Source organism: Brevundimonas sp. (assembly GCF_965278935.1).
Classification (GTDB): Bacteria; Pseudomonadota; Alphaproteobacteria; order Caulobacterales; family Caulobacteraceae; genus Brevundimonas.
On the sequence record NZ_OZ257124.1, the window covers coordinates 2742758 to 2765189 of the forward strand.

At 68.3% G+C, this 22432-nt stretch carries 19 protein-coding genes and 1 pseudogene; 15 read left to right on the plus strand and 5 right to left on the minus strand.

Features of this window, described 5'->3' with window-relative positions; all coding sequences use genetic code 11:
• The first annotated feature begins 12 nt into the window (after nucleotides 1–12).
• Together ACQY68_RS13690 and ACQY68_RS13695 are read left to right on the plus strand one after the other, a co-directional pair.
• On the plus strand, nucleotides 13–528 hold the full coding sequence (locus ACQY68_RS13690) for a hypothetical protein (protein ID WP_428150050.1): 516 nt from the start codon (nucleotides 13–15) through the stop codon (nucleotides 526–528).
• 77 nt (nucleotides 529–605) lie between these two features.
• Nucleotides 606–1511: a cobalamin biosynthesis protein CbiG gene (locus ACQY68_RS13695; RefSeq protein ID WP_428150052.1), complete on the plus strand. Its 906-nt coding sequence runs from the start codon at nucleotides 606–608 to the stop codon at nucleotides 1509–1511.
• Here the strand turns inward: ACQY68_RS13695 and ACQY68_RS13700 are convergent.
• A complete protein-coding gene (locus ACQY68_RS13700; protein ID WP_428150055.1) occupies nucleotides 1508–2380 on the minus strand; it encodes an aldo/keto reductase family oxidoreductase in 873 nt (290 codons plus the stop codon). The two genes, ACQY68_RS13695 and ACQY68_RS13700, sit on opposite strands and share 4 nt — an antisense overlap.
• Nucleotides 2381–2473: 93 nt before the next feature.
• Between ACQY68_RS13700 and ACQY68_RS13705 the strand changes: the two genes are divergently transcribed.
• Complete coding sequence (locus tag ACQY68_RS13705) at nucleotides 2474–3376, plus strand: LysR substrate-binding domain-containing protein (RefSeq protein WP_428150056.1); 903 nt, start codon at nucleotides 2474–2476, stop codon at nucleotides 3374–3376.
• Here ACQY68_RS13705 and recN read toward each other — a convergent pair whose 3' ends face one another.
• Both recN and ACQY68_RS13715 read right to left on the minus strand, forming a co-directional pair.
• A complete protein-coding gene (recN, locus tag ACQY68_RS13710; RefSeq protein WP_428150058.1) occupies nucleotides 3377–5077 on the minus strand; it encodes a DNA repair protein RecN in 1701 nt (566 codons plus the stop codon). It lies immediately after the preceding gene.
• A gap of 70 nt (nucleotides 5078–5147) precedes the next feature.
• A complete protein-coding gene (locus tag ACQY68_RS13715; RefSeq protein WP_428150059.1) occupies nucleotides 5148–6008 on the minus strand; it encodes an outer membrane protein assembly factor BamD in 861 nt (286 codons plus the stop codon).
• 204 nt (nucleotides 6009–6212) lie between these two features.
• Between ACQY68_RS13715 and ACQY68_RS13720 the strand changes: the two genes are divergently transcribed.
• From ACQY68_RS13720 to ychF, 10 genes and pseudogenes are all read left to right on the plus strand, one after another.
• Nucleotides 6213–7145: a ribose-phosphate pyrophosphokinase gene (locus ACQY68_RS13720; RefSeq protein ID WP_428150061.1), complete on the plus strand. Its 933-nt coding sequence runs from the start codon at nucleotides 6213–6215 to the stop codon at nucleotides 7143–7145.
• A gap of 78 nt (nucleotides 7146–7223) precedes the next feature.
• The gene (locus ACQY68_RS13725; RefSeq protein WP_428150062.1) at nucleotides 7224–8465 is read left to right on the plus strand and encodes a hypothetical protein; all 1242 of its coding nucleotides are present in this window, start codon (nucleotides 7224–7226) and stop codon (nucleotides 8463–8465) included.
• Nucleotides 8466–8598: 133 nt separating this feature from the next.
• Complete coding sequence (locus tag ACQY68_RS13730) at nucleotides 8599–9684, plus strand: hypothetical protein (protein WP_428150064.1); 1086 nt, start codon at nucleotides 8599–8601, stop codon at nucleotides 9682–9684.
• 135 nt (nucleotides 9685–9819) lie between these two features.
• Nucleotides 9820–10392 (plus strand): annotated as a pseudogene (locus tag ACQY68_RS13735) (50S ribosomal protein L25/general stress protein Ctc); the annotation flags it as partial.
• 207 nt (nucleotides 10393–10599) lie between these two features.
• Nucleotides 10600–11214: an aminoacyl-tRNA hydrolase gene (gene pth / locus ACQY68_RS13740; RefSeq protein WP_428150065.1), complete on the plus strand. Its 615-nt coding sequence runs from the start codon at nucleotides 10600–10602 to the stop codon at nucleotides 11212–11214.
• Nucleotides 11215–11255: 41 nt separating this feature from the next.
• Nucleotides 11256–11648, plus strand: coding sequence for a DUF2946 family protein (locus ACQY68_RS13745; protein WP_428150066.1), 393 nt, complete (start codon nucleotides 11256–11258; stop codon nucleotides 11646–11648).
• Between the two features lie 71 nt (nucleotides 11649–11719).
• Nucleotides 11720–13786, plus strand: coding sequence for a TonB-dependent receptor family protein (locus tag ACQY68_RS13750; RefSeq protein WP_428150067.1), 2067 nt, complete (start codon nucleotides 11720–11722; stop codon nucleotides 13784–13786).
• A complete protein-coding gene (locus ACQY68_RS13755; RefSeq protein ID WP_428150069.1) occupies nucleotides 13783–15144 on the plus strand; it encodes a PepSY-associated TM helix domain-containing protein in 1362 nt (453 codons plus the stop codon). The genes ACQY68_RS13750 and ACQY68_RS13755 overlap by 4 nt, the downstream gene beginning before the upstream one ends.
• Nucleotides 15145–15155: 11 nt before the next feature.
• Nucleotides 15156–15632, plus strand: coding sequence for a copper chaperone PCu(A)C (locus ACQY68_RS13760; protein WP_428150070.1), 477 nt, complete (start codon nucleotides 15156–15158; stop codon nucleotides 15630–15632).
• An 81-nt stretch (nucleotides 15633–15713) separates the two neighbouring features.
• Nucleotides 15714–16808, plus strand: coding sequence for a redox-regulated ATPase YchF (ychF, locus tag ACQY68_RS13765; protein ID WP_428150072.1), 1095 nt, complete (start codon nucleotides 15714–15716; stop codon nucleotides 16806–16808).
• A gap of 4 nt (nucleotides 16809–16812) precedes the next feature.
• Here ychF and ACQY68_RS13770 read toward each other — a convergent pair whose 3' ends face one another.
• Nucleotides 16813–17127 carry a hypothetical protein gene (locus ACQY68_RS13770; protein WP_428150074.1) on the minus strand — a complete coding sequence of 105 codons (315 nt, stop codon included), beginning with the start codon at nucleotides 17125–17127 and terminating at the stop codon, nucleotides 16813–16815.
• A gap of 298 nt (nucleotides 17128–17425) precedes the next feature.
• Here ACQY68_RS13770 and ACQY68_RS13775 point away from each other — a divergent pair, with 298 nt between their 5' ends.
• Both ACQY68_RS13775 and ACQY68_RS13780 read left to right on the plus strand, forming a co-directional pair.
• Nucleotides 17426–19633, plus strand: coding sequence for a TonB-dependent hemoglobin/transferrin/lactoferrin family receptor (locus ACQY68_RS13775; protein ID WP_428150075.1), 2208 nt, complete (start codon nucleotides 17426–17428; stop codon nucleotides 19631–19633).
• A 47-nt stretch (nucleotides 19634–19680) separates the two neighbouring features.
• Nucleotides 19681–20646, plus strand: a complete 966-nt coding sequence (locus ACQY68_RS13780; RefSeq protein ID WP_428150076.1) for a DUF6607 family protein — start codon at nucleotides 19681–19683, stop codon at nucleotides 20644–20646.
• Between the two features lie 83 nt (nucleotides 20647–20729).
• Here ACQY68_RS13780 and ACQY68_RS13785 read toward each other — a convergent pair whose 3' ends face one another.
• Nucleotides 20730–22376: a M28 family peptidase gene (locus ACQY68_RS13785; RefSeq protein ID WP_428150077.1), complete on the minus strand. Its 1647-nt coding sequence runs from the start codon at nucleotides 22374–22376 to the stop codon at nucleotides 20730–20732.
• Nucleotides 22377–22432: the final 56 nt, after the last annotated feature.

Genomic DNA, 22432 nt, shown 5'->3' on the forward strand with positions numbered 1-22432 from the left:
GCGAGGCCCAAAATGGGTGAGGCTTTGCGCGTCATCCTGCTGGTGTCGCTGGCCGCCGCCGCCCTGACCACCGCCGCCCTGACGCTGAACTGGTGGATGGAGCCCGAGCGCCGGCTGCGTCGGGCCATGCTGAAATCCTTGGGCGCCGTCGCCGAGGCCGAGGCGATCTCGGCCAACGAGGGCCGCGCCGCCGGGCTGGATTTCGAAGGCGGCCAGATCGCCGTCCTGTGGGACCGCGGCGCGCATGGGCTGGTCTATGCGTTCGACGAGGTCGAGGGCGGCGAGGTCATCGTGGACGGCCATGTCGTGGCGCGCGTTCGACGCGGCGAGCAACGCAAGGCGCTGGACATCATGGCCCCCGATGCGGAGCTGGTCACGCTGAGGCTTCTGTTCGCGGACGCCCGCTACCCAGAGTTCGAACTGGCCCTGTGGAACGCCATGGCGCCGGGCCACGCGGGGTCGCCGCCGGAGGCCATGCGGCTGGGGCGGCGCTGGTTGTCGCACCTCGAGGCGCTGTTGAAAGCCTGATCGCCCTTTCGGCGAAGGCCGCCGGGCGCTAGAAGCCCTCACCTCTGTTTCGCGTATCGCCTTAAAAGGAGCCCGCCGTGGCCCGCCTGTTCGACGCCTATGTCATTGCCGACTGGACCGCCGCCGAAGGCAAGAAGCTGGGCGACAACTCGGTCTGGATCGGCGTGGCCAAGCGCGACGTGCGCTTCCGCCTCTATACCGAGACCCACAATGTCGCCACGCGCGCCGAGGGCGAGGCCCTGCTGAAGACGATCCTGGCCGATCACAGGAAGCGCGGCGACCGGGTCTTCGTCGGTTTCGACTTCTCGCTCGGCTATCCTGTCGGCACGGCTGCGCGCCTGAAGCTGACCGAGACCCCGGCCTGGACCGCGATGTGGAAATTCATCGCTTCGAACGTCGTCGACAAGGAAGACAACACCAACAACCGCTATCAGGTCGCGGCCAAGATGAACCGGCTCATGACCGACGAGGCCTGGCCTCTGTGGGGCGCGCCCGCCAAACAGGCGCAGCGCTGGCTGACCACGACCAAGCCGCCGCAGGGCTCAGGCGACATCCCCGAATACCGCGCGACCGAGAACGCCGTGCGCAAGGGCAAGCTGCAGCCCAAGTCCAACTGGCAGATGCATGGTGCCGGCGCGGTCGGCGGCCAGACCCTGGTCGGCATCCCCATGGTGCGCCGCCTGCTGGAGAGCCTTGGCACCGCCGCTGCCGTCTGGCCTCTCGGTACCGGCTGGCGGACGCTGGACGCCGCCGACGTCGAGCCCCTGTCGGTCCTGATCGCCGAGGTCTGGCCTTCGATGTGGCCGACCACCGCCGCAGAGGGCGAGTTCAAGGATCAGGCCCAGGTCCGTACCACGGCCGAGGCCTTCGCCCTGATGGACGAGCGCGGCGAATTGTCGACCGCCTTCGGTCCGAAGACGGGAACCGACGAGGCCCTGATCGCCCAGGTCGAGTGCGAAGAAGGCTGGATCCTGGGCGTCTAGGCGCCGATCCGGTCCAGCCTGGCGACGGCTTCCGGCGACAGCACGAGATCGGCAGCCTTCAGGTTCTCGTTCAGGTGCCCGACCGACGAGGTGCCGGGGATCAGCAGCAGGTTGGGCGACCGCTGGAGTAGCCACGCCAAGGCGACCTGCATCGGTGTCGCATCCAGTTCGGCCGCGACATCGGACAGGGCGTCGGACTGCAGCGGGGTGAAACCGCCGAGCGGGAAATAGGGCACATAGGCGATGCCCGCGGCCGCCAGATCGGCGACCATGGCGTCGTCCTCGCGGTGGGCGAGGTTGTAGAGGTTCTGAACGCAGACAATTTCCGCCATCGCGCGCGCCTCGGCGATCTGGGTCGGGGTCACGGTGCTGAGGCCGATGTGGCGGATCAGGCCCTGCTTCTGAAGGTCGACGAGAACCGCGAGTTCGGTGGCGATTGAGCCTTCGGCCGGGCCGTGGCCGTCGCCGGAACCCATGACGCGCAGATTGACGACGTCGAGCGCCTCGAGACCGAGGTTGCGCAGGTTGTCGTGGACGGCGCTGGTCAGTTCGGCGGCGGACATGGCAGGAAGCCAGGCGCCCGCATCGTCGCGGAGCGCGCCGATCTTGGTGACGATGACGAGGTCGTCCGCATAGGGATGCAAGGCCTCGCGGATAATCTGGTTGGTGACATGAGGGCCGTAGAAATCGCTCGTGTCGATGTGATTGACGCCGGCCTCGACGGCGGCGCGGAGCACGGCTACGGCGGCCTCTCGGTCGCGCGGCGGGCCAAAGACGCCGGGGCCGGCCAGTTGCATCGCGCCATAGCCCATGCGGCGGACCGTGCGGTAGCCCAAGGTGAAGGTTCCGGCAGCAGCGAGAGTGGTCATGATCGGTCTCCTCTTTCGATGCGCACAGGTGCGCCTTCACGTGTCGTGCGATAAGATGATGTAATCAGCACAGGCCGTGCGGAATTACGAACGATGAAGCCAGACCTCGGAGACCTGAACGCCTTCATCGCCGTGGCGGATGCGGGCGGCTTCCGTCAGGCGAGCCGAGCCACGGGCCAGAGCGCCTCAGCCCTCAGCGAGACGTTGCGGCGGCTGGAGGACCGGCTGGGCGTGCGCCTGCTGAACCGCACGACCCGCAGCGTGGTGCCGACCGAGGCGGGTGCGCGCCTGCTGGAGGGGCTGAAGCCGGCGCTGGGCGAGGTCGAGGCGGCGCTGGATCTGGCCAACGGGTTTCGTGATCGGCCGGCGGGGACCTTGAGGCTCAACGTGCCGGTGGTTGCGGCCCGGCTGATCCTGCCGAAGATCGTGCCCGGGTTCCTGAAGGCCTATCCCGACATAATCCTTGAGGTCATCGCCGAAGACGGGTTCGTCGATGTCCTGGCCGCCGGGTGCGACGCAGGCATTCGCTATGACGATCGGCTGGAGCAGGACATGATCGCCGTGCCGATCGGGCCGCGCATGGACCGGTTCGTCACGGCGGCGTCTCCGGCCTATCTGGCCAAACGCGGACGGCCGGAGCATCCCCGCGACCTGCTGGACCACGACGTCATCCTCGGTCGGTTCGCCAGCGGCGCAGTGACGACGCTGGAGTTCGAGCGCGACGGCGAGGTGGTCAAGGTCGATGCGACCGGGCCCCTGATCGTGCGTGTCGGCGGGGCGACGGACCTGGCCGTCGAGGCGGCGCTGGCCGACGTCGGCGTCATCCATCTGTTCGAGGACTGGCTGAAGCCGCATCTCGACAGCGGGGCGCTGGAGCCGCTGCTGGAAGACTGGTGGCAGCCCTTCTCTGGGCCGTTCCTTTACTATCCCGGGCGGCGATACCTGCCGGCGCCGCTCAGGGCCTTTGTCGACTTCGTCCGCGCAACCGGGTGGTGATCAGCCGATCAGGGAGCGGGCCGCCGCGCGGGCTTCCTCGGTGACCGTTGCGCCCGACAACATGCGGGCGATCTCTTCGCGACGGGCGTCGTCGTCGAGCGTGTCCACCGTGGTCGTGGTGACCCCGGCGGCATCGGCCTTGCGCACCTTCCAGTGGGCGTGGCCGCGCGCGGCGACCTGGGGGCTGTGGGTGACGACCAGGACCTGGGCCCCGTTCGACAGGCGTTTCAGGCGCTGGCCCACGGCCTCGGCCACGGCGCCGCCGACGCCCTGATCGACCTCGTCGAAGATCATGACTGGCTGGCGCTGATCCTCGCGGCCCGCCAGCGCCGCCTTCATGGCCAAGGCGAAGCGGGCCAGCTCGCCGCCCGAGGCGATGGCGTCGAGGGGACCGAACGGGGTGCCGGCGTTGGTGGCGATCTCGAACCGGGCGGTCTCGACCCCCAGCTGGCCACGTCGGCCCTCGGCCACGGGCTCCAGAGCGACGCGGAAGCGGGCGCGGTCGAGTTTCAGCGGGCCGAGTTCCTCCATCACCGCCCTGGCCAGGCGGTCGGCGGCGGCCTCGCGTCCCGAACTCAGCAAGGAGGCCGTGACATCATAGGTCTCGCGCGCCACGGCGGCGGCGCGGGCCGCGACGGTGATCGCCTCGGCCCCGTCCTCGATCAGCCGAAGCTGCTCGCGCAGCGCGATGCGCAAGGCCGGCAGGGCGTGGACGGTGGTGTTCAGCTTGCGGGCGGCGGCGCGCAGGGCGAACAGCCGCTCCTCCGCCTTGTCCAGGCGGCCGGGCTCGAAGTCGAAGGCGTTGGCCGCGGCGTCGACCTCGGCGACGGCCTCGGCGGCCTCGACCATGGTGCGGTCGATGGCCTCGGCCGCGCTGGTCAGGCGGACGAGGACGGGGTGGTCGGCCTCGACGCCGGCCTGGGTCGCACGCTGGCGGGCGTGTTCGACGGCGCGCAGGGCGGCCGACAATTTCTGGCTCAGCTTGTCGCCGCCGAGGTTTGACCGGGCGTCGGCGAGATCGGCGACGGCCTTTTCCGCGGCGCCCAGCACGGCGCGCTCGCCGGCCAGTTCGGTTTCCTCGTCCTCGCGCGGGTCGAGGGCGTCGAGGTCGGCGAGGTTCAGGGCGATCTCTTCGGCGCGGGCGGCGGCGTCTGCTGCGGCGGCGCGCAGGGCGTCCAGCTTCGCCTCGGCGGCCTTCAGTTTCTCGGACGCGGCGGCGACTCCGCCGAGCTGCGGCGCCAGACCGCCGTAGGCGTCGAGCAGGCCGCGATGGGTCTTCCAGTCGAGCAGGCCCACGGTCTCGTGCTGGCCGTGCACCTCGACGAGGCGGGCGCCGATCTCGCGCAGCGCCGCGACCCCGGCCGGCTGGTCGTTGACGTAAGCCCGGCTGCGGCCGTCGGCGGACAGGACGCGGCGCAGGATCAGATCCTCGCCGGGGGTGACGTCGAACCCCTTCTCCTCGATCAGGGCGATCAGGTCAGCGTCGTCGGGGGCTGTGAAGACGGCCGTGGCTACGGCCTGTTTCGCGCCGGACCGAACCAGCCCCGCCTCCCCTCGCCCGCCAAGCGCCAGGCCCAGGGCGTCGAGGATGATCGACTTCCCGGCCCCGGTTTCCCCGGTCAGCACGGTCAGGCCCTCATCGACCTCCAGATCGAGGACGTCGACCAGCACCACGTCGCGGATTGAAAGACTGGTCAGCATGGGGCGGTCGCTATGCAGCGGAGGCGATTCGGCATCGCCGACACTCTAGACCAGAACTTTACGGGAACAGTCAGCCCGGAATGATCCGTCGCAGCCAGCTTTCGCGCTGTCCGGTGGGAGCGGTCTCCGACGTGCGGCCGTCCTCGGTCAGAAGCGCATAGGCCTCGGCGTACCAGGGGCTGCCCGGATAGTTGTAGCCGAGCACGGCGCCGTTGCGCTCCGCCTCGTCCTTGAGGCCCAGCGTCAGATAAACCTCGACCAGACGATACAGCGCTTCGGGCGTGTGCGAGGTGCGCTGGAAGGCCTCGTTGTCGATCACGGCCTTGTAGCGGCCGATGGCGGCCAGCGGCTGGTTGGCGCGCTGGTAGTAGCGGCCGATGTTCATTTCCTTGCCGGCCAGCTGGTCGTTGACCATGTCGATCTTCACGGTCGCGTCGGTGGCGTAGGATGATCCCGGATAGCGGCGGGCCACGTCGCGCAGGCCGGCCAAGGCCTGTTCGGCCTGATTCTGGTCGCGGCCCACGTCCACGATCTGCTCGAAGTGGCAGGTGGCGCGCATGTAGAAGGCATAGGCGGCCGACGGGCTGCCCGGGAACAGCTGGATGAACCGGTCCGCCGCAGCGATCGATTCCTCATAGTTGCCGTTCTGGTAGTAGGCGTAGATCTGCATCAGGATCGCGCGGCGCGACCATTCCGAATACGGATGCTGACGCTCGACCTCCTGGAAATAGTCAACGGCGTCCGACCAGCGGTGCCGCTGCAGCCGCTCGTAGCCGGTGTTGTAGAGCAGCTCGACCGGGCGCTCCTCATAGGCCAGGCGCGGACGGGCACGGCCGCCGTTGCACGCCGACAGCGTCAAAACGGCCGCGAGGGCGATCAGGACAACGCCGACCGGGCGCGAAACGGACGAAGACTGGAAGGAAGTCGGCAACCTGGAACCTCATCACACGCCGCCCGGACGGGGCCATCTGGCTCGCCGGGTATCAAGATCGCGTTCTCTAACATCGGCGTTCGCAACGCGCCATGCGCCGGATAAGGGCAATCACGGCTTGATACGAGGCCACGCGCTGCTAAAGAGCGCGCCAGTACGGAACTGACGTCATTGGCGGCCCGATGACGGCGAAAGGATGACCGGATGAAGCTGCTCGCTGGCAACTCGAACCGGTCTCTGGCCCAGGCCATTGCCGATCACCTCGATATGCCCCTGACCAAGGCCCAGGTGAAACGCTTCGCCGACAACGAGGTCTTCGCGGTGATCGAGGAGAACGTCCGGGGCGAAGACGTCTTCGTGATCCAGTCGACCTCCTATCCGGCCAACGACAACCTGATGGAGCTGCTGATCTGCATCGACGCCCTGGTCCGGGCCTCGGCGCGGCGGATCACGGCCGTCATGCCCTATTTCGGCTATGCGCGTCAGGACCGGAAGACCGGCGGGCGGACGCCCATCTCGGCCAAGCTGGTCGCCAACATGATCACCCGCGCCGGCGCCGACCGGGTCCTGACCATGGATCTGCACGCCGGCCAGATTCAGGGCTTCTTCGACATTCCGACGGACAACCTGGTCGCCACGCCTGTCCTGGCCCAGGACATCAAGGATCGATACACGCGCGGCAACCTGATGATCGTGTCGCCCGACGTCGGCGGCGTGGTGCGGGCCCGTTCGCTGGCCGAGCGGCTCAACGTCGATCTGGCCATCGTCGACAAGCGCCGGCCGAAGGCGGGCGAGAGCGAGGTCATGAACATCATCGGCGACGTCTCGGGCCGCGAATGCATCCTGTTCGACGACATCGTCGATTCGGGCGGCACCCTGGTCAACGCGGCCAAGGCCCTGATCGCGGCCGGGGCGACCGAAGTGTCCGCCTACATCAGCCACGGCGTCCTGTCTGGCCCGGCGGTCCAGCGCGTCACCGACGGCCCGCTGAAGGAGCTGGTCATCACCGATTCGATCGAACAGCCGCACGAGGTGCTGTCCTGCTCCAAGATTCGCACCGTGGCGGTCGCACCGCTCATCGGTGAGGCCATTCGCCGGATCGCCAACGAAGAATCGGTCTCCAAGCTCTTCGACTGATCACGAAAACGTCGCCGGCATTGCCTCAAAACCGCCGGACTGGAAGTTTCAGTCAGGGCAAGCTTTCGGGGACTTCCAATGCATCTATCCTTCCGTAGCCAGGGTCCGACCCTGGCCGCCCTCGCTGTCGCGGTCCTGTTGTCGAGCTGTGGCCCCAGCCGGGCGGAATTGCAGGCCGAGGAGATGCGGGTCGCATCGATCGCGGCGGCGCAGGAGGCCGCAGCTATCGCCGCCCGCCTGCCGCCTCCGGTCGCCCTGAACGACAGCGTGGCCCAGTCGGCGGCCGTCTACCTGACCTTCACCCGCGACATGGCCACAATCCGGGGCGGATTCGCCAGCCCGGGAGCCGTGCAGGAGGCCCTGCGCCGCGGGGCCTCGTATGACGCCAACCAGATTTCGCGCGGCCTGGTGGCCTATGCCTCCATTCTGGCGTTGCAGTCGCCGGAGTTCGTTTCGGGCGTCCGTCAGGCCGGGGCCGAGCCCTCGGTGAGGCGCCAAATCATCGACCGGATCGTCGCCAACCCCGAATACGCCTCGACCCTGCCCGGGGCCGAGGCCGCCGCCAGCCTGGTCATGTCGGTGCTGGAAGCCGACATCGTCGCACTGAGTTCGGCCGCCGATTCGGTGGAGAGCGACGCCTACAACATCCAGTACACGGGCGATCAGCGGAACGGCTGGGGTCGCGCCACTCCCCCCGACCGCGAGGGACGGCTTCAGGCCGTCAAGGACCTGTCGCGGCCGGTCGCCCCGTCGGGCTCCGAGACCGCACGACTCTACGCAGCCTCCAACAGCGGATCGGGTCTGGGCGTGACGGCCGGACGCACGCGGCGCCCGCCCTACGCGCCCTCGGTCACCAACGCCATCGCTATGGCAGCCCTCGCGGCTCTGGGGGCCGCCGGGGACAACGCCCGGGCCAACACCGACGCCCTGCAATACGACCGCGCGAGCCAGGATTGTCTGGCCAGTTCCAAGCTGAATCTGTTCCAGTGTCTGGCCGCCGCCCGCCCCACCTATGAGGACATGTTCTGCCTCGGACGCCACGTGATCCGTGATCTGTCGACCTGCGCGAGGGGCGCCGCCCTGCCGGCCGCGATCATCACCGTGGGTAACCCGACCCAGAGCGGCGGCCGCAGCCCCGCCCCGACGCGCTCGCCCGCGATCACGCCGGAGCCGCTTCAGCCCTCGACGCCTCCGGAGCCTGCGATCGTTCCGACCCCGCTACAGGCCGCACCGACACCTATCGCACCCCGGATGTCCCCTGCAGCACCGTCGTCCGGGCAGTCCGCGACCCAGCGATTGAACTCCGGCCCGAACGGCTAGCCTGGCCGTGAGGCGCCGGAGAGTTGAACAGTCTGGCGGTGATTAACGATCGGAAAACCTTGGGGAAGGCTTATAAGCCGACCTGACGACGGCGCCGGGAGAGCGTCGCCGCATCCTTGTGGGGAAAATCACCATGCGCCTGGCCCTTCCGCGTCGCGGCCTCGCTATCGCCGCTGCCGCCGCAGCCGCCATCCTGGCTTCGTGCAGCACGCCCGAGGTCGTCGTTCCCCCGCCGCCTCCGCCTCCGCCGCCGCCGCCCCCGCCGGCCGTGACCCTGAACGAGGGTGTGGCCCAGGCCGCGTCGATCTACGTCACCTTCATTCGCGACGTCGGCACGATCCAGGCCGGCGGCTTCCAGGATGCGGAATCCATCCAGGTCGCCATGCGCAAGGGCGCCGCCTATGACCCCGCCACCCTGTCGCGCGGCATGATCGCCTACGCCTCGATCCTGGCGCTGCAGTCGCCGGAGTTCGTCGCGGGCGTTCGCAGCTACGTCAATGATCCGCAGCAGCGGGCCGACGTCATCGCCAATATCATCCGCGACCCCGCCTACGCCGCCAACCTGCCGGGCGCCGACGTGGCAGCGAGCCTGATCATCTCGACGCTGAACCAGGACATCGTCGCCCTGACGGCCATCGCCGACGGGGTCGAGGCGGACGCCTATACGATCCAGGAGCGCAACGACCCGCGCCGTCGCTGGGCCGTGACCCCGATCCCCAGCCGCGAAGTCCGCCTGGAATCGGTCAAGACCATCTCCGCCGGTCAGATGCTGCCTTCGGCTGAGGAATCGGCCCGCCTGTTCGCGGCGGCCAACAGCGGATCCGGCCTGAGCCTGACCTCGGGGCACAACGGTCCTCCCTATACGCCCGCCGTCGTGAACGCCCTGGCCATCGCGGCCCTGGCGGCGATGGGCGCGGCCGGCGACGACGCCCGCGCCAACACCGAGGCCCTGTCGATCGAGACCAACGCCCAGTTCTGTCTGGATATGTCCAAGCTGAACCTGTTCCAGTGTCTGGCCGCCGCACGCCCGAGCTATGAGGACATGTTCTGCCTCGGTCGTCACATCGTGCGCGACCTGGCGACCTGCGCCACTGCGGCGACGATTCCGGTCCCCGTAGACCCGGCGATCGCCACCGCAGGCGTCTCACCGGCCCCCGCCGGCGTGGCTGTGGAGGCAGCGACGGCGTCGCTTGCAGCGACCTCGCCCGCGCCCAACTGACATCGGCGTTCAGACCCGGTTGCACACGCGGTCTCTTGCGTGTAATGACCCGCGCTCTTGAATTCGAGGGTCCATGACCCCGCCGCGCGGGCAGATTCAGTCTGCGCAGGCGTTTTTGTTGTTGAGGCGAGCCAGATGGCCGAGATCATTCTGAACGTGGACGTCCGCGAGAACACCGGCACCGGCGGCGCGCGCGCCGCGCGTCGCGCCGGCGCCGTCCCCGGCATCCTGTACGGCGGCGACAAGGCCCCCGTCGCCATCTCGGTCAACGAGAAGGACTTCCGCAAGAACCTGTACACCGGCAAACTGCTGGGCCACCTGGTCACACTGAAGTACGGCGAAGAGAGCCAGTCGGTCATCGCCAAGGACGTGCAGTTCGACCCCGTGTCGGACCGTCCGCTCCACTTTGACCTGATGCGCGTCGACGAGAACGCGACCATCAAGATCGAGGTCCAGATCCACTTCATCAACGAAGACCAGTGCAAGGCCTTCCGTCAGGGCGGCTCGCTCGAGATCGTCCGTCACTCGGTCGAGATCCTGGTTCCCGCCAACCACATTCCGGAAGACCTGGTCGTCGATCTGGCCGGCCACAAGCTGGGCGACACCATCCGCTGGTCGGACGTCAAGGTCCCCTCGGACGTTGAAGCCACCATCACCGACCGTGATTTCGTGATCGCCTCGATCAAGACCTCTTCGGCCGCCAAGGCCGCCGACGAGATCGAAGAAGCGATCGCCGAGGAACAGGCCGAGGCCGAAGCCGCCGCCATCGAGGCCGGCGACGTTCCCGCCACCGAACAGGGCGACGACGCCGCTGCGGAAGACGGCGAGAAGTCGGAAGGCTAAACCTCCGATCCACTCCTTCGGAAACGGCCCCTCCGGCGACGGACGGGGCCGTTTTCATTTCCGGATAGCGCCATGCTGATCATCGCCGGCCTGGGCAATCCGGGCGCCAAGTACGAAAAGAACCGCCACAACATCGGCTTCATGGCCGTGGACGAGATCGCGCGTCGCTGGCGGTTCGGGGCCCAGCGCGCCAAGTTCCAGTCGGTGATCTGCGAAGGAGAGGTCGAGGGTCAGAAGATTCTTCTGATGAAGCCCCAGACCTTCATGAACAACTCGGGCAACGCCGTCGGCGAGGCGGCGCGCTTCTACAAGATCCCGCCTGCGGACATCATCGTCTTCCACGACGAGATCGACCTGGCTCCCGGCCGGTTCCGCATGAAGACCGGCGGCGGCGCGGCCGGCCAGAACGGGGTGCGCAGCCTGATCAGCCAGCTCGGCCCCGACTTCCGTCGCGCCCGCATGGGCGTCGGCCATCCCGGCGAACCGTCGATGGTCATGCCGCACGTGCTGGGCGACTTCCACAAGGCCGAGCAGCCGTGGCTGGACGCCATGCTGAACGCCTGCGCCGACGCCCTTCCGTTCGCGGTCAAGGGCGAGGACGAACGCTACCAGGGCGAGGTTCTGCGCCTGGCCCCCGCGCCCAAGTTCAGCCCGCGTCAGGCGGCCCAGGCGGCCAAGGACCAATAGCCGCGCTTCCCTCCGCCGCCGCCGTCCGCTATCGCCGCCCCGTGACCCGTCCTCAGGCCGAATCCTGGTCGACCGTGCGTTCGCTGGCCTTCCTGGCCGCGACGTTCGCCATCGTGTTCGGAAGCCTGCTGCCGTTCGCGGCGCTCGCGGCCTCGACGCCAGGCCACCCCATGGTCATCTGCTCGACCGAGGGGCCGCAGATCATCTCCATAGGCGTCGACGGCGACCCGTCGTCGGGCAAGGGGATGGCCGGGGCCAAATGCGCCGCCTGCGTCCTGGCTTTCGCAGCCGCCCTGCCCGACCCGCCGCGCCTTGCCCCCTTGCGTGGCGCGACCGTCCGCCCTGCGTCGGTGTTCTTCGCCCAGCACGAAGCCGCCCCGCCGCCTGCACGCGGACCGCCACGCCCGCCTTCGACCGCCCCGCCTCAGGACTGAACCAGACCGACGCTTTCGCCACGCGCGCCTTACCGGCGGCGCGTTAGCCTGTCCCTGATTCAGGATTTCCCATGTCGTTCAAGTCCACCGCGGCGCCCCTGGCGCTACTGCTCGCCGCCGCGAGCGCCCCCGCCTTCGCCCGGACCGCCCCACAAGACCAGGCGACCCGCCTCGATGAAGTGATCGTCACCGGCGCCCGCAATCCCGAGGATCCGCCCGTCGTCGCGGAGGCCCGCCGCCGCCTGTCGCGCACCCCCGGCGCCGTCGCCGTTGTCTCGGCCGAGAGTCTCGAAAGCCGCTACGCCCCCAACATGGCCGACGTGCTGCGCGACGTGCCCGGCGTCTATGCCCAGAAGAAGTGGGGTGGCGACGTCCGCATCTCGATCCGGGGCTCGGGCATCGGCAATGCCAACCACCTGCGCGGCCTGTTCGTGTCCCAGGATGGCATCCCCTTCAACGAGGCCGACGGCTTCGGCGACGTCCAGATGGTCGATCCGCTGCTGGCCCGCTTCACCGAGGTCTACAAGGGTGGCAATGCGCTGCGCTTCGGCGGCGCCCTGTTGGGCGGGGCGGTGAACCTCGTCACCCCCAACGGCCGCACGTCAGGCGAGACGGCCAGCCTTCGCGCCGATTTCGGTTCCTGGGGCACGGGCCGGCTGCATGCCGAGGCCGGCGGCGTCCACGGGGACTGGGACGGCTTCATCGGCGTCACCGGCGCGACCGCCGAGGGCTGGCGCCAGCAATCCGACGGCCAGCAGCAATACATCACCGCCAACATCGGCCGCACCTTCGGCGAGGATCGCGAGGCCCGGCTGATCGTGCAGGGCGCCTACATCCATCAGCAGATTCCGGGCTCCCTGACGCTGGCCCAGGCGCTGAACACTCCGGTCATGGCCGCGGCCGCCAACGTCGCCAATGACTATCAGCGCGACTACGCCTCGGTGCGCACCACCCTGTCGTCCCGCTGGCGGCTGTCGCCCGGGTTGCTGTTCGAAGGCGCCGTCTACGGCACCTGGAAGGACCTGCATCACCCGATCTTCCAGGTCGTGGACCAGCAGAGCCGCAACTACGGGGCCTTCGGCCGACTGGACTGGGAGGGCCGGCTGTTCGGCCTGCGCGCCGACGCCTTCGGCGGCGTCTGGTACCGTGTCGGCGACCTGGATGCCCAGCAGTTCGTCAATGTGCGCGGCTCCAGCGGCGCCCGCACCGCCAAGGCCCGCCAGAACGCCGGGGCGCTCGACATATTCGCCGAAGGTCGTCTGTTCGTCACCGACAGCGTCGCCCTCGTAGCAGGGGGCGCCTGGGGTCGGGCCGAGCGGGACTACCAGAGCTTCGCCCTGCCCGGTGTCGCCACGACCTTCAACCTCACCACCGGCAAGGACTACGGCTGGTTCGCGCCGCGCCTCGGCATCCTGTGGGAGAGCCCGTCGGGAGCCCAGGCCTACGCCAACGTGACCCGTTCGGTCGAACCGCCGAACTTCGGGTCCCTGTCGCCGACCGCCGGGGGGTTCGCGCCCGTCGAGGCACAGCAGGCCTGGACGTATGAGGCCGGCCTGCGGGGCCGCACCGCCCAGTTGTCGTGGGACGTCGCGGTCTATCGCGCCAATCTCGACGGGGAGTTGCTGAACTTCGTCGTCAATCCGGGCCTCGGCATCCCGGCCGCGACCTTCAACGCCGAAAAGACCATCCATCAGGGCATCGAGGCCGGTCTCGACTGGCGGTTCGCGCCAGGCTGGAGACTGCGCCAGACCTGGACCTTCTCGGACTTCAAGTTCGACGGGGACAGGGCCTATGGCGACAACGACCTGCCGCTGGTCCCGCCGCATCTCTACCGCGCCGAACTGCGCTACGATCACCCGGCCGGCTGGTTCGTCGCTCCCTCGGTCGAGTGGACGCCGTCGGAGAGCTGGGTCGACTATATGAACACCCTGAAGGCGCCCGGTTACACCGTCGTGAACCTCGGCCTCGGCTACAGGCTGGACGAGCGGGCCAGCCTGTTCGTCGACGCCCGCAACCTGCTGGACGAGCGCTACGTCTCGAACTTCAGCGCAGTGACGGACGCCCGCACGGCCTCCACCGCCGTCTTCTGGCCAGGCGAGGGCGTGTCGGCCTTCGTCGGCCTGAGGTTCGCGCTGTGAGTTCCGGAATCGACACTTCGGCGGCGGCTCCGGCCGCTCCCGGCCTCCTCTCGGGGGCCTACCGCGCGGTCTGGCGCTGGCATTTCTATGCCGGGCTACTGGTAATGCCGTTCCTGATGCTGATGGCCCTGACCGGCGCCCTCTATCTGTTCAAGACCGAGATCGACGGCCTGGCCTATCGCGACCTGTCCCACGTCGAGGCCCGGCCCGATGTCACATCGCCCGACCTCTGGGTGCGGGCGGCGGAGGCCGGAACCGGCGGCAAGGTCGCCAACGTTCTCTTACCCACCCGGAACGACGAGGCCGTCCGCCTGACCGTCAACCTTCCGGACGGCGGCAAGCGCACCGCCTTCGTCGATCCGCACGACGGGCGCCTGATCGGCGTCACGGCTTTCGGCGGCATCATGGAGACGGTGAAGCGGCTGCACAGCCTGATCCTGCTGGGACGCTGGGCCAACTACCTCGTCGAGATCGTCGCCGGCTGGGCCATCATCCTGGTCGCCACGGGCCTCTTCATGTGGTGGCCGCGCAAGCGAGGGGTCGGCGTCGTATCGGTCAAGGCGACCGATCCGAAGCGGCGTCCGTTCTGGCGCGACCTGCACGCGGTCACGGGGCTCTATGCCGGGGCAATCATCGCCTTTCTGGCGATCACCGGGATGCCCTGGTCCGCCTTCTGGGGCGACCAGTATATGGCCTATGTGAAGGACCACGGTCTCGGCCGGCCCAAGCCGCCCGCCGCCTCTCCCGCCTTCGCCCATGCGGAGCATCAGGACATGCCGGTCGGGGTCGGCTGGACAATGGAAGGCATGGTCATGCCGACGCCGGAGGCCATGGCGAGGCCCAGTCTGGCGACCGTGATCGGCGCAGCGGATGCCCGGGGGCTCGCGCGGCCCTACACCGTCTCCATCCCCGCAGACCCGACCCTGGCCTACACAGCCGCGCGCGTTGTCCAGCAGGTGGAGGACACGCGAATCCTCTACATTGATCCTGCGACGGGGACCGTCCGCGCAGACGTGCGCTACGACCAGTTCGGCGTCGGGGCCAAGGCCTTTGAGTGGGGCATCGCGGTGCATCAGGGGACCCAGTACGGCTGGGTCAATCGCTACTTGATGCTGGGCGGCTGTATCGCCGTCTGGCTGCTGGGCGTCAGCGCCATCGTCATGTGGTGGAAACGCAGGCCAACGGGTCGTCTGGCTGCGCCCGTGGCCCCGCCCGGCCCCCGCGCAAAGATCGCGGCGCTGGCCATCGTTCTGCCGCTCGCGATCCTGTATCCCCTGACCGGCCTCAGCCTGGTCGCCGCCGTCGTGCTGGACCGGTTGGTCTGGCTCATCTTCCGCCCTCGCTCCGCCGCCGCATGAAAGGACACTCCATGATCCGCGCCTCCGCCCTCGCCGTCCTTTCGACGCTGACTCTCGCCGCCTGCGGCCAACCCGACTCGTCGGACAATGCCGGTTCAGTCGGCCGGGTCGTCGCCACGGACGCCGTCTGTCGCCCGACGCCGAACGGCCGCCAGGTGACCGGCTGCTACCTGTCGCTAATCTCGACCGCCGACGACACCCTCGTGTCGATCAGTTCGCCCGTCGCCGCCCTTGCCCAGGTCCACGAGATGCGGATGGAGAGCAATATGATGATGATGCGGAAGCTGGAGACGGGCCTGCCTCTGCCCGAGGATCAGATCGTGACCCTCGCACCCGGCGGCAACCACATCATGCTGATGGGCGTCACCGAGCCGCTGAAGACGGGCGACACGGTGCCCCTGACCCTGACCTTCGCCACGGCCGCCCCGGTCGAGGTCACGGCGACGGTGGGCCAGCCGGCGGTCGGCGAGGACCACGGGACTCACTGAACCGCGTCCGCATGCGCGAGCCTGACAAACGGGTCCGAACCCGTTAAAGGCTCGCGCTCAGCAAGGAACTCCCCAAAAGCCATGGCTCTGAAAGTCGCGATCGTCGGCCTGCCCAACGTCGGCAAGTCCACCCTGTTTAACGCCCTGACCAAGACGGCGGCGGCTCAGGCCGCCAACTATCCGTTCTGCACCATCGAGCCGAACACCGGCGACGTGGCGGTGCCCGAGCCGCGTCTGGACGTGCTGGCCGAGATCGCCGGCTCGAAAGAGATCATCCCGTCGCGCATCACCTTCGTGGACATCGCGGGTCTGGTTCGCGGCGCCTCCAAAGGCGAGGGTCTGGGCAACCAGTTCCTGGCCAACATCCGGGACTGCGACGCCGTGGCCTTCGTGGCCCGCTGCTTCGTCGACGACGACATCACCCATGTCGAGAACCGCATCGACCCGATCTCGGACCTGGAGATCATCGAAACCGAACTGATGCTGGCCGATCTGGAAAGCCTTGAGAAGCGCTACGCCAACGTTGAGAAGCGCGCCAAGACCGGCGACAAGGACATGCAGGTCACCCTGCGCCTGATCAACCTGGCCCTCGAACAGCTTCGCGCCGGCAAGCCCGCCCGCGTCGCCGAGATCGGCAAGGAAGACGAGAAGGCCTGGCACATGCTCCAGCTGCTGACCTCGCTTCCTGCCCTCTACGTCTCGAACGTGGACGAGGGTTCGGCCGACAAGGGCAACGAGCTGTCGGATCTGGTCGCAACCCGCGCGGCCCAGGACAACGCCAAGTCAGTGGTCATCTCGGCCAAGATCGATTCCGAGCTCGCCGTCCTCGACGCAGAAGAACAGGCGGAGTTCCTCGAAAGCCTGGGTCTGGCCGAGCCGGGTCTGAACCGCCTGATCCGCGAGGCCTACGCGCTTCTGGGCCTGCAGTCCTACTTCACGGTCGGACCCAAGGAAGCCCGCGCCTGGACCATCCATATCGGCGACACCGCGCCCCAGGCGGCCGGCGTCATCCACACCGATTTCGAGAAAGGCTTCATTCGCGCCGAGACCATCGCCTATGACGACTACGTCGCCCTGCGCGGCGAGGCCAAGGCCCGCGAGGCCGGCAAGCTGCGCGCCGAGGGCAAGGCCTATGTCGTCAAGGACGGCGACGTGATGAACTTCCTGTTCAACTGACGGCTCAAGGCACGACCGCAGGCGTAGTCGCCGTGTCCTCCAGCGTCGTGCACTTCCTCAACGTGACGGGGTCACCTGCGCGGTCGAGATAGGTCAGCCGCATGACGTCCTGCGTTACCTGGAAGCGCACCCGTTCCGACCGCGCGGTTCCTTCGGAAACACAGGCAAGCGTCGCGACATAGCCGTCGGCGACCTCGTCCACCGCCGCGATCTCGCAAGCGTTTTCGTAGCCCTCGAACCGGGTCGAGGTGATCTCGATCGGCCGCCGCTCACCCTGCGGCGCGGCGCACCAGCTGACGTCCGCCGACCAGCGACCCACGAAGCTTGTCGCGCCCCGACCGGGCAACATCGATGTCTGGCCTTGCGCAGCCGGCGCGGCACGGTCGTCCACCGCGATCGCGGCGGCCGGCTCGGTCGGCGGGTTCTTCGGTGCGTTTTCACCGCAGGCAGCGAGAGCAAAAACAAGCGGCACCGGGGCGAGCCGTCGCAAAGTAATCGTCATGGGGCCGTAACGCCTCGACGACAGCTACGGTTCAGCGCGCGCCCCCTAATTGCGATTGCTTCGCAGAAACATTAGCAGTATTGCGGCCCCGTTGTTTTCAAGCGGAGCCGTTGCGATGCGCACCATCCTCACCCTGTCCACCGCCGCAGCGGCCCTGCTGACCGCCATGCCGGCCCTGGCCCAGGTTTCAAGCGACGACCCGACCCACCTGCCGGAAGTCTCCGTGGTCGCCACCCGCACGGAGACCCCGGTCGATCAGGTCCCGGCCACCGTCAGCGTCTACACGGACGAAGAGATCGAACGGCTGCTGTTCACCGACATCAAGGACCTGGTCCGCTATGAGCCGGGCGTCAGTGTCGTGTCCCAGCCCGCCCGCTTCGGCGCCGCACTCGGCACGGCCGGTCGTGCGGGCAACGAGGGCTTCACCATTCGCGGCCTCGGCGGCGACCGCGTCCTGATGGTCGTGGACGGCGTGCGCCAGCCCGACGGATTCGTCTTCGGCGCCCAGAGCGTGGGGCGCGGCGGCTATTCGGATCTGGACCTGATGAAGTCGGTGGAGATCCTGCGCGGGCCGGCCTCGGCGCTCTACGGCTCGGACGGCATCGCCGGGGCGGTCAGCTTCACGAGCAAGGATCCGGTCGACTTCCTCGAGGACGGCCGGAACTTCGGCGCCCGGGCCCGCATCGGCTACAACTCGGCCGACGAAGGCTGGACCGAGGGCCTGGCCATCGCCGGCCGCAGCGGTCCGTTCTCGGGTCTGATCGCCTACACCCGTCGCGACAGCGAGCAGACCGAAACCAACGGGGAGAACGACGTTGTCGGCGCCGCCCGCACCACGGCCAACCCGCAGGAGATCGAGTCCAACGCCGTTCTGGCCAAGCTGCTGTGGGACGTGGACGCCAGCAACGTCCTGCGTTTCACCTACGACCACTACGACATGAACATGACGGCCAACGTCCTGTCGGGGCGTTCGGCGACCGTGCTTGATCTGCGCGCCGACGACGACACCAGCCGCGATCGGTTCGGCCTCGACTGGCGCTCGGAGGGCCTGTTCGGACTGGATGACGTCATGGTCTCCGGCTACTGGCAGGAGGCCGAGACGCGTCAGTTCACGTTCGAGGACCGCACCCCGGCCGTCGACCGGACGCGTGACAACACCTTCGACAACCGCGTCCGGGGTGTCGCCGCGACCGCCCGCAAGACGATCGACACGGGCCCGGTCTCGCATCGCCTGACCTTCGGCGGCGACTGGTCGGAGACGCGTCAGACGGGCGTCCGCAACGGCACCGTGCCCCCGGCCGGCGAGACCTTCCCGACCAGCCCCTTCCCGGCCACCGACTACACCCTGGCCGGCGCCTTCATCCAGGACGAGATCGTACTGGCCGGCGGGCGCTTACGCATCATTCCGGCGATCCGGTTCGACTCGTACGAGCTGTCGACCACCTCGGACACCCTCTACATCGGCGCCCGCGCCGATCAGGACGACAACCGCGTCTCGCCCAAGGTCGGCGTGGTGTGGCAGGCCACCGAACAGTTCCAGCTGTTCGCCAACTACGCCGAGGGCTTCAAGGCCCCGACGCCGAGCCAGGTGAACAACGCCTTCTCCAATCCCGCCCAGGGCTACGTCTCGATCCCGAACGCGAACCTCGATCCGGAAACCAGCCAGTCGGTCGAACTCGGCGCCCGCCTCACCCACGCCGCGGCGCTGAACGGCGTGCTGGATGCCCAGGTCGTGGTCTTCCAGTCGGACTACAAGGACTTCATCAGCCAGCAGGTCGTGTCCGGCGCCTTCACCCCGGCGAACCCGGCCGTCTACCAGTTCGTCAACTTCTCGAGCGTCGAGATCGAGGGCATCGAGGCTCGCGCCAACGTCCACTGGGACAACGGCGTCTACGCTCGCGCCGCGGCCGCCTGGGCCGACGGCGACCAGACGACGGGAACCACGACCGCGAAACTGACGACGATCGATCCGGTCAAGGTCGTCTTCGGCCTGGGCTACAACGACGCCGCCGGCCGCTTCGGCGTCGAGGGCATCGTCACCTGGTCGGACCGCAAAGATCCCGCCGACACCAACGGCCTCGCCTGTTTCAACCCGGCTCCGTCGCTGGGTTGCTATGTGGGTGAGGACTTCGCTCTCATCGACGTCACGGCGTACTGGAACGTCACCGACCGCGTCACGGCCCGCATCGGCGCCTTCAACCTGACCGACGCGAAATACGGCTGGTGGAGCGACATCCGCGGTGTCGCCAACACCTCGGTCGCCCGCGACGCCTATACCCAGCCGGGCCGCAACTTCGGCCTGTCGCTGAGCTTGCGTCTGTGACCGTGAGGCCGCCAATGCGAACGACCAGCAAAAAGGAACGACGTCCCATGCGCGCCATCCTGATCGCCGCCGCCCTTCTGGTCGGAGCTACCCCCGTCGCGGTTCAGGCCCAGACCACCCCGGCCGCGACCGCTCGTTCGGCCAGCTTCGAGCAGGATCGTCAGTCGATCCTCGCCCAGCAGGGCCAGTATAAGGTCCGGTTCGACTTTCAGGAGAAGGTCTCCTTCCGCGAGGGCTACGAGCCGGTCGAGGCCCATATCTCGGGCGGCAACGAGATCGTGCGTCTGGTCGAGGACACCGGCGACCGGATCAGCCTGCAGCACATCCTGGTCATGGAGCACGATGGCCAGTCCGTCGTGGTCAAACACTGGCGCCAGGACTGGACCTGGCAGCCCGCCACGGTTCTGACCTACGCCGGGCCGAACCGCTGGGTCCTGACTCCGGTCCCGGAGGCGGAGCGCGCCGGCGCCTGGTCCCAGACCGTGTGGCAGACCGACGATTCCCCCCGCTACGGCGGCGTCGGCCGCTGGACGCACGAGAACGGTCTGGACCAGTGGACGAGCAATCCGACCTGGCGTCCGCTGGCTCGCCGCGATGCGGTGCGCGATCCGATCTACGACCGCTACCTCGGCGCCAACCGCCATGCCCTGACACCGTTCGGCTGGGTCCACATCCAGGACAACCTCAAGGAAGCTGAGATCGACGGCGCCCTGACGGCCATCGTGCAGGAGGATGTGGTCAACACCTACCGCACCGACACGACCTACGACCCGGCTCCGGGCGACGACTACTGGGCCAAGACCAGGGACTACTGGGCCGGCGTCCGCGCCGCCTGGGACGAGGTGATCATCGCCAACAACGGCATCGGTCTGGAGGAGGAGGCCCAGAACGGCTCCACCACCGGCCCGGCGCTCATGGGCATGGCGACCCAGATCGTCGACGGCCTGAAGACCACCGAGGCGGCCATCGCCGAGGCCCGCCAGATCATCATGGAAGATTCGACCGCGCCCTGACTTCCCCGCAGGCCGGACCGAAAAACTGAAAGGACGGCGTTCGCAGGAGCGCCGCCCTTCTTCTTTCCACCGGTGACGCGCCCCTACTGGCGGGCTGCGTCGCTGACGGCCCGGCGGGCGCCGAACTCCGAGGTCGGCTTCCAGGTGGGCCATTCGTCGCTGTTGGCCAGCTGCAGGCCCAGACGATACAGCAGGGTCAGGTTCTCGACCGCCGAACGCAGGTCCCAGTCCGCTGACCATTCGTCCGAGGGCCTGTGATAGTCGGCGCCGAATTTGGCGTCCCAGGCCGCCTGACCGGCCGCCACGCCACCCTCGTCCCAGTCCACGCCGTGCCAGGTCATCAGGGCCGGCACGCCCATGCGGACGAACGGGAAGTGGTCCGAGCGGGTGTAGAAGCCCTGCTCCGGCTGGCGATCGTCGGTGATCACACGACCCTCGGCCGCCGCCAGCACCGCCAGATCGTCTTCCAGCGTATTCTGCCCCTTGCCGAAGATGGCCACGTCGCGGGTCGGAGGCGACAGGGGCAGCATGTCGATGTTGATGTCGGCGACGGTCGTTTCCAGCGGATAGACCGGGTTGGCCGCGTAGCCATAGGAACCGAGCAGGCCCATCTCCTCCGCAGCCATATGGGCGAAGACGATGGTGCGCTCAGGCCGGGGCGCCGCCTTGATCTGGCGGGCCATCTCAAGGATGCCGATGGTGCCCGACGCGTTGTCCCAGGCGCCGTTGTAGATGTTGTCCTCGGTCGTCGAGACCGGGCTGACGTGGTCCGCGCCGACGCCGACGTGGTCCCAGTGGGCCGAATAGATGATGGTCTCGTCCGGATGGGTCGTGCCCGGAATCTTGGCCAGCAGGTTGTGGGTGACCAGGGTGTCGATCGTCTCTTCCTGCGCGACCGAAAGGGTGACGCCGGTCAACGTAACAGCCTTGAAGGCTCCGCTCTCGACATCGGCCATCGCCGACATGTCCAGGCCCGCGGCGGTCGCCCAGGCCATGCCGACGTCGTGGTTGATCGCGGCCGAGAACTCCAGATCCGCCGCGCCCGGGGTGAGGGTGCGCTGGCGGCCGGCAAACTGGGCGCCGCGCAGCCAGCCGGCGTCGGTCGCGGGGACCATGCTCAGGGTGATGATACCCACGGCGCCGCGCGCGAAGGCCTCGTCCGCCTTGTAGGCGCCGCTGTTGTGGGCGGTCGGATATTCGCCATTGAACCGCTCGGCCACGGCGGGCGAGTTCGGCTCGCCGGACATGACGATGACGACCTTGCCGCGCACGTCGACGTCGCCGTAGTCGTTCCAGTCCCGCTCGGGCGCATTGATGCCATAGCCGACGAAGACGAGGCCGGCGTTCTCGATCGACGCCTTGCCGTCATTGGTCGCGGCGCGCAGCGTGATGTCGGTCCCGACCGTGAGGGGGTGCACCGCCCCATCCGGGCCGGTCCAGCTGGCCGAGGCGGCGCCCGCGACCGGGGTATAACGCTTCAGCACGACGTCCTGCAGCCACTGGCCGTTCGGGCCGCCGGGCTCCAGTCCCATCGCTTCGTACTGTGCCTGAAGCCAGGCCAGGGTCATCCGCTCGCCTTCCGTGCCCGGATAGCGACCTTGGAAGTCGTCGGATGAGATGTGGCGGATGCCCTCGGAAATCCGTTCGGCCGAGAATTCCTGGGCCGACGCCAGTCCCGCCGACAGCAACAGGGCCATCGCGGCGGCGCCGCCGAACAATCCACGCAACATCAGGGCTCTCCTCGCCATTTCGGCGCGGACCTTAGGGCGGAGCGCGCAACCCCGCC

Bases quoted from the DNA above. Each gene is read 5' to 3' on its own strand.
- ACQY68_RS13690 (WP_428150050.1), top strand. From the start codon at position 13: ATGGGTGAGGCTTTGCGCGTCATCCTGCTGGTGTCGCTGGCCGCCGCC.
- ACQY68_RS13700 (WP_428150055.1), bottom strand. From the start codon at position 2,380: ATGACCACTCTCGCTGCTGCCGGAACCTTCACCTTGGGCTACCGCACG.
- ACQY68_RS13705 (WP_428150056.1), top strand. From the start codon at position 2,474: ATGAAGCCAGACCTCGGAGACCTGAACGCCTTCATCGCCGTGGCGGAT.
- recN (WP_428150058.1), bottom strand. From the start codon at position 5,077: ATGCTGACCAGTCTTTCAATCCGCGACGTGGTGCTGGTCGACGTCCTC.
- ACQY68_RS13720 (WP_428150061.1), top strand. From the start codon at position 6,213: ATGAAGCTGCTCGCTGGCAACTCGAACCGGTCTCTGGCCCAGGCCATT.
- ACQY68_RS13725 (WP_428150062.1), top strand. From the start codon at position 7,224: ATGCATCTATCCTTCCGTAGCCAGGGTCCGACCCTGGCCGCCCTCGCT.
- ACQY68_RS13730 (WP_428150064.1), top strand. From the start codon at position 8,599: ATGCGCCTGGCCCTTCCGCGTCGCGGCCTCGCTATCGCCGCTGCCGCC.
- pth (WP_428150065.1), top strand. From the start codon at position 10,600: ATGCTGATCATCGCCGGCCTGGGCAATCCGGGCGCCAAGTACGAAAAG.
- ACQY68_RS13750 (WP_428150067.1), top strand. From the start codon at position 11,720: ATGTCGTTCAAGTCCACCGCGGCGCCCCTGGCGCTACTGCTCGCCGCC.
- ACQY68_RS13760 (WP_428150070.1), top strand. From the start codon at position 15,156: ATGATCCGCGCCTCCGCCCTCGCCGTCCTTTCGACGCTGACTCTCGCC.
- ychF (WP_428150072.1), top strand. From the start codon at position 15,714: ATGGCTCTGAAAGTCGCGATCGTCGGCCTGCCCAACGTCGGCAAGTCC.
- ACQY68_RS13775 (WP_428150075.1), top strand. From the start codon at position 17,426: ATGCGCACCATCCTCACCCTGTCCACCGCCGCAGCGGCCCTGCTGACC.
- ACQY68_RS13780 (WP_428150076.1), top strand. From the start codon at position 19,681: ATGCGCGCCATCCTGATCGCCGCCGCCCTTCTGGTCGGAGCTACCCCC.
- ACQY68_RS13785 (WP_428150077.1), bottom strand. From the start codon at position 22,376: ATGTTGCGTGGATTGTTCGGCGGCGCCGCCGCGATGGCCCTGTTGCTG.